The organism is Candidatus Sordicultor fermentans (assembly GCF_012728195.1).
Taxonomy (GTDB): Bacteria; Atribacterota; Atribacteria; order Atribacterales; family Caldatribacteriaceae; genus Sordicultor; species Sordicultor fermentans.
In genome coordinates this window covers 1-6,316 of the sequence record NZ_JAAYFP010000052.1, presented here as the reverse complement: position 1 = coordinate 6,316, position 6,316 = coordinate 1, and the positions used below count along the sequence as shown (strand labels likewise).

Genomic DNA, 6,316 nt, shown 5'->3' with positions numbered 1-6,316 from the left:
GTCCCTCGCAAAAAGAAGAGGGGTTATAAGAAGTTTACCCCTATAGTTCTATTTAAGAAATTAGCAAGAAACACAGATAAAGATGGACAAATTGCTATCTCATTCATATTTATAAGAGATATTGGTATAAAAGAGATTCCAACTCGTTCTTTGAAACAGCGCCTGTCACAGTATGTTGAATTTCTCCTTTTTCGTTCAAGAAAAGAAAAGCTGGAACTCCCAATCTTGTAAAACATTCTCTTTGCACCTTTCCATAATCATCGATTAAAACCGGAAAAGTCCAGTCACTACTATTAACAAAACCGCTCCTGATCATCTGGGTATATTCCTCGGTAGGAGCAATTAAATTTCCAGACGTCCCGCTTTCATTCACTGCTATTCCCATCACCGTCAACTCTCCTTGATGGCGGCGATAAATATCCTGGATTGCAGGAGCTTCCTCCTTGCAATAACTACAGTAAGACTTGAAGAAAAATACTAAAACTGGTTTTCCCCGAAATTCAAGAAGGGAAACCTCTTTCCCATCTAAGTCAGGAAGAGTAAAATTAATTCCAGTATCTACTGGCGTTGGAGTTGGTGTATCTGTAGGAGTTGGTGTATCTGTAGGAGTTGGTGTATCTGTAGGTGAAGGATCAGGAGTCTCTGTGGGTAAAGGTAAATAGTCAGAGCATCCTGATACTCCCAAAAGAAGAGAAAAAACTGAAACAATGATAAACCACTTCGGCCAGTTTTCCTTTTTCATAGTTTAAGCTCCTCTCTTATCATCTTATTCTTTTAATGTCCAATTATACAACATAACCATATTCAATTTTCCAGCAATAAAGATAATTCTTGAAATGCTTCTTGCAGGTTTTCTGATTCGGTAATATTTTTCCGAGAATGGCTAACGTTTTTTTGGAATTTTTCTCGCACCAATAAACCTCGAGCATAATATTCCCTGGCCTTTTCTTCCTCTCCTCGAGATTTATAAAAATCACCCACCGCTCGATATGCAGAAACCAAAACCTCATAAGTAGAAGAAAGAAGAGGAGCTTTTTCTACTGCTTCTTCTAAAAACTGCAAGCCTTTTTCGAATTGACCTTCTTCCACATAAAGAACTCCCAGCTGCTCTAAATAAAGGTAATAAAAGGGAGAAAGGCGATGAGCTCTTTCTGCTTCTTTTTTGCTTTTTTCTCGGAATTGAGGATTGCCTTCTTTTAAAAACTTTTCCCTCCAGGCTCTGCTTAAAGCCAGGTGAATTTCTGCATCTCCAAAACTAAACCGTGCTGCTTTTTGATAGAAATAAAGAGCGCTATCGTTATCTCCTGCTTTAGCATAGTAGTCTCCCCATATTTTATTGTTGGTGCCTTGAAAGATAAGAATGGAGAGAACAAAGAAAACCACTCCTAATAATATTAAAAACTCGTAGTGAATTCGAAAAGATAAGGGAAAAGAGGAAAATTTGTAGTCCCGAAGATAATTTGCTACTCCTGCAGCAAAAAACCAGATGGTGAAATGATACGCTCCCAGGGAAAAATTGACATCCAGAAAACTATGAGTAAATCCCATAAACAGCAAAGATAAAACCCCGAAAATCAAAATTTTATCTGGGGAAGGTAAAGAGTGGCGATTCTTAATAAAAGGATAAAAAAGAGAGAAAAGCAAAATAGCAATGAGAGAAAGCCCTATTAGCCCTCCCTCTACCAGAATCTGCAAATAAAAATTGTGAGTACTTTCAGTAAAGTAAGGAGCCGACTGATAACCTAAATAAAGAGCCTTCCAGGCTCTCCCTCCCCATCCATTAAGAAGACGAGGAAAGCTGACCCTCCAGGCATCTCGGTAAAAAATAAATCTTTCCGCCGCACTATGGGTGGTAAAACTGATATCTCGTAATCTCCGAGAAAGCTGAGGAGGTAAAAAATCAGAATAGAGGGCTAAAAGAAAGATAATTACCACTAACCCGACCAGACTTACTACTCCTAATAGAAGAGAACGGTTGCTAAGAGAAGCAACTTTTTCTTCTACTTTGGACAAAAGAAAGATAACTCCGGTGAGAATTAAAGCTCCTGAGAATAGAAAGCCAAAAAAGAGAGGATCCTTGTGAACAAGATAATTTTCTAAAGGGGAAACAAAAAGCAAAAGGACAAGAAGAGAAAAGAAAAGCACTTCTGCCAGCTGAATTTTTTCTCGGCGAGGGAGAAGCAAAAACAAAAAAATTAAAGCCAGAGGGAGAGTTAATATCCCTCCTCGAGAGTAAGTGAAAAAAAAGCCAGAAAGAGAGAGAAAAGAAAGAAAAATTGCTCCCAGAAACCAGCTTTTCTTTTTCTCCAGAAGAAACAGAGTCAAAAGAGCAATGTAGCTCATAGCGAAATAAGCAGCAGTAGTGTTGGGATATTGAAAAGTGGAATGCAATCTGCCACCAATAAATAAATCTCTCATACTCATACCCAAGGGGGTAGCAGAAGGAGATACCCAGCCAAATTGATAAAAAATACCCAGAAAAGCCAGAATAATACCATTTAATCCCAGAGCAAGAAGAAACCACTTTTTATCTTCCAGGGAAGACCACAGGTTTTCTACCAGCAGGAAAAACATTGCAAAAGTTAAATAATTGAAAAACTCCCGGAAAGCTCCTCCTTTATCAGCCGCCAGGGGAATATTAAGAAGATAAAGTAAAACTAAGAAAATAAATATCCATTCTGGTATAGTGCTAATAATTATTCTCTCCTGGCGTAAAAAGTACTGAGCAACAAAGAAAAAAATAGCTATTCCCCAGAAAACGGCGAAAAAGAGGAAACGTTCATAATCAAAATACAGACCTCGATAATAGGGAGAAAGAAGCACCAGGCCAAATAAAGCTATTAAAACACCTTTTTTAAGGAGAGATAAATTTAAAGAACTCTTATTTTCTTTTTTAGGCATATTCAGTTAATATTTCAAACATATCCTTTAAGTTATTACTGATTTATCTTCAATTATAGCAAACAATATTACTTCCTGACTTTCCTGAAAGTAAAAAAATCAAAAATATTTTTCAGCAAAATCAAGCATAGTGAACCACAAAATCTAATCTATGGTAATATTTTTTCTTCGTGCTCTCTTATCTTTCGTAGCAGAGATTATTACGGGCGATTTCATCCCGGGGTGTCGTCGTTATCTCTATCACCTTCCCGTAGAAATCTCTCCCTTTCTTTCTCCATCGGGAAAGTATTTGCGGAATAATGTAATTCCAGAAAATAGCACAAAATAAATGAAAATAACAAAGGAAAAAATACCAAAACTTTCATGGTCACTAATTGACCGGATATAAAAGACTGTTACAATAAAAAAAGAAGAATTTTTATTATTTACCAGAGGAGAGAAGATTATGAATAGTATCCAGATTAAACCACTCACTTATGAAAACTTCCAGAAATACGGTGATTTTGTACGGCTCGACCAGGTTAGTCCTGAAAAATATCAGCGGATTGGTCAACCCCCGGTTGAGTTCTATCCCGACCTGATCTTACAAAATTTAGGTAGCCCTATTCTGGGAGTGTCTTTATGCAGGGTTTTCCCTCGAGATCTGAAAATCGAACTCACCGAACACCATAATTATACTGAAGAGGGAAACCTTCCCCTCGATGGAGATGTGTACATGCACGTTGGACTTGCTACCCAAGAGGTAGAAGAAATGGAAGTCGAAGTTTTTGAAGTACCTAAACTTACCTTTGTCCGACTAAAGATCGGGGTCTGGCATCACGCCCTCTATGCCAAAGGAGATAAGCCAGTTAACGTTTTAGTATTATTAGCAGAGAGAACTTACCACAATGATTGCGAGGTCAAACCTTGCAATTTCACCTTTGGAGAAAAGAGATAAAATTACTAACGAGAATAGATTTGGCCGGGTGAAACAGAAATATTACTCGGCCAAATCTATTCTTAAAAGTCACACATGCTTCATTATTTCCCGTGGTTCTATTCTATGCTATCTTTCCCGGAAAGATTTGCTGGTCAAAACGAAATAGGAATTTTTGCCTCATTCTTTAAAAATACTGGAATCACATTCAATGGTGCTTCGCTTTCTATCCATTGACCACCCTCATGCACTGTGCCATTGTAAGCGCTGGTCCATTTTGCCCCTTCAGGTAAATATACTCTCCTCGACCTCATGCCTTCGTATAAAATAGGCGCTACAAGCAGGTCAGGACCAAACATATACTCATCTTCTACATCATATGCTTCGTCATCACTGGGAAAATCAATAAATAAGGGTCTCATTATTGGTATCCCCTCTTCATGAGCTCTTTTCATTTGTTCTATTAAGTAAGGTTTTATTTTCTCTCTTAAGAATAGCAGATTTTTGATTATATCATATGCTTCTTCGCCAAATGACCATATCTCATTAGGACCACCAGTTAGGTCATATGGCTCACATTTATTCGAATCTGGAGGATAAGGGAGGCGGAAACCATGCAGCCTGAAAATGGGGCAAAATACCCCAAACTGAAACCAGCGGATAATGAGCTCTTGGAAAGCAGGGTCGTTTGGGTCTCCATCAAAAAAACCGCCTATATCAGTAGTCCACCAGGGGATACCACACATCGCCATATTTAAGCCTGCTCTAAGCTGCTTCTGTAAAGAATCAAAAGTAGAAGGAATATCTCCCGACCACACCACTACTCCAAAACGCTGACTACCCAGCCAGGCACAGCGGATAAGGTTAACAATTTCCTTTTCTCCTGCTAATCGCAAACCATCCTCAAAGGCCTGCGCGTAGTAAAAAGGATAAATGTTGCTTACTTCTAAGCCATTACCTAAATGATAGCGAAGATTATCATAATCATAGGACAAAATATTATCGTAACCAAAACCTGGCATCCCCAGCTCTGGTTCTGCTACATCCAGCCAGAACATCTTTATACCATACTTATAATAATTTTCCTTAACTTTCTCCCAGATAAATTCTCTAGCCTCAGGATTAGTAGCATCAAAATGGGTGTTGATTCCTCGAAAAGTGAAAATTGTAGGAACCCCACGTTCCGTTCTAACCAGAAGCCCTCTTTTGACCATTTCTAAGTAGTTTTCACTATTTATTTCTACTGTCGGCCAGACTGATACCATAACTTTAATTCCCATTTTTTCTAATTCATCTACCATAGCTTGTGGGTCTGGCCAATATTCCGAGTCAAATTTCCAATCTCCCTGGTGAGGCCAATGAAAAAAGTCAATAACTATAACTGATAACGGTAATCCTCTTTTTTTGTATTCCCGAGCTACGTTTAAAAGCTCTTCTTGAGTTCGGTAGCGGAGCTTACACTGCCAGAAGCCCAAGGCCCACTCCGGTAACATTGGTGGTTTGCCGGTCAAATCAGTATACTTTTTAACTATATCAACCGGAGTGTCTCCAGCAATAACAAGATAGTCAATCTGTTTTCCTGCTTTTGCATGCCACAAGGTATGATTTTTAGCGAGTTCTGCTCTACCAACTGCCGGGTTATTCCAGATAAATCCATACCCTCGAGTAGAAACTAAAAAAGGAATACTAATCTGGGTATTTTTTTGAGCTAATTCTAATACACATCCTTTCAGGTCTAAACACCCGTTGGCATACTGTCCCATTCCATAAAGACGTTCTCCTTCATAAGCCTTAAAATACAAGTCCGTTCTATACAAGCTACTGCTAAGAGCTTTATAATTTCTAGCTTTTAAAACATCAGCATTGCTTATCCTTCCATCAATCCACAGTTCTTCTAATAAAATCTTTCCACCATCGGTAAAATAGTTGACTGTTCCATCTGCTAATATTTCAGCCATAATCTTTCCATTTTTGATAGTGGCTTTCATTGGTTGAATATCTATGAGAGCTGGAATAGTAGGTTGAGATAGTAGAGTCCAATTTTCTTCATTAATTTCTTTATTCAAGGTAGACCTAAAACGTAAACAGTCTTTGCCAAATGGTTCAAGCCAGATAGTTTCACCATCTTTTTGAGCTATTAGCCTGTTTCCAACTTGTTTAAAAAACATCTTATGCACTCCTTTCAAGGTTATACTATTTTTAGTTGAAATTGAAAAGAGTGGCTCCCCGTGGGATAATCCACGTAATAGAAAAAACATTCAAGAAAGGAGCCACCCACGAAAGAGAACACTAAAAAGAGGAAAAAGTCAATAAGAGCTAAGCTCTCTGCCAAATTGTGTGGAAACATTCTCTTCGTGGTATGAATCCCAGTAACATCTTTCTCCAGTAAACCTCTACATTCCTCAACCCCCAATATTTCTCTTTAGCATCTTAATCTTAGTATTACAGCCCTCCGTATAGCCATTAGTAGTTCTATTATGGAAATAATTTAAAATAGGC

General features: G+C 38.2%; 5 protein-coding genes. 1 reads left to right on the top strand and 4 read right to left on the bottom strand.

Translation table 11 applies throughout. The features are described 5' to 3' along the window. Positions 1–109 precede the first annotated feature (109 nt). Positions 110–742, bottom strand: coding sequence for a TlpA family protein disulfide reductase (locus GXZ17_RS02615; RefSeq protein ID WP_409375736.1), 633 nt, complete (start codon positions 740–742; stop codon positions 110–112). A 62-nt stretch (positions 743–804) separates the two neighbouring features. After that, on the bottom strand, positions 805–2,901 hold the full coding sequence (locus GXZ17_RS02610) for an O-antigen ligase family protein (RefSeq protein ID WP_409375735.1): 2,097 nt from the start codon (positions 2,899–2,901) through the stop codon (positions 805–807). Between the two features lie 445 nt (positions 2,902–3,346). Here GXZ17_RS02610 and GXZ17_RS02605 point away from each other — a divergent pair, with 445 nt between their 5' ends. Further along, positions 3,347–3,838, top strand: a complete 492-nt coding sequence (locus GXZ17_RS02605; RefSeq protein ID WP_409375734.1) for an ureidoglycolate lyase — start codon at positions 3,347–3,349, stop codon at positions 3,836–3,838. 134 nt (positions 3,839–3,972) lie between these two features. On the opposite strand, the gene GXZ17_RS02600 is transcribed toward GXZ17_RS02605, so the two are convergent. Both GXZ17_RS02600 and GXZ17_RS02595 read right to left on the bottom strand, forming a co-directional pair. Then, positions 3,973–5,985, bottom strand: coding sequence for a TIM-barrel domain-containing protein (locus tag GXZ17_RS02600; protein ID WP_409375733.1), 2,013 nt, complete (start codon positions 5,983–5,985; stop codon positions 3,973–3,975). A gap of 234 nt (positions 5,986–6,219) precedes the next feature. After that, entirely contained in the window at positions 6,220–6,312 is a 93-nt protein-coding gene (locus GXZ17_RS02595) for a transposase (RefSeq protein ID WP_409375737.1), read from the bottom strand. Between the last annotated feature and the right edge of the window lie 4 nt (positions 6,313–6,316).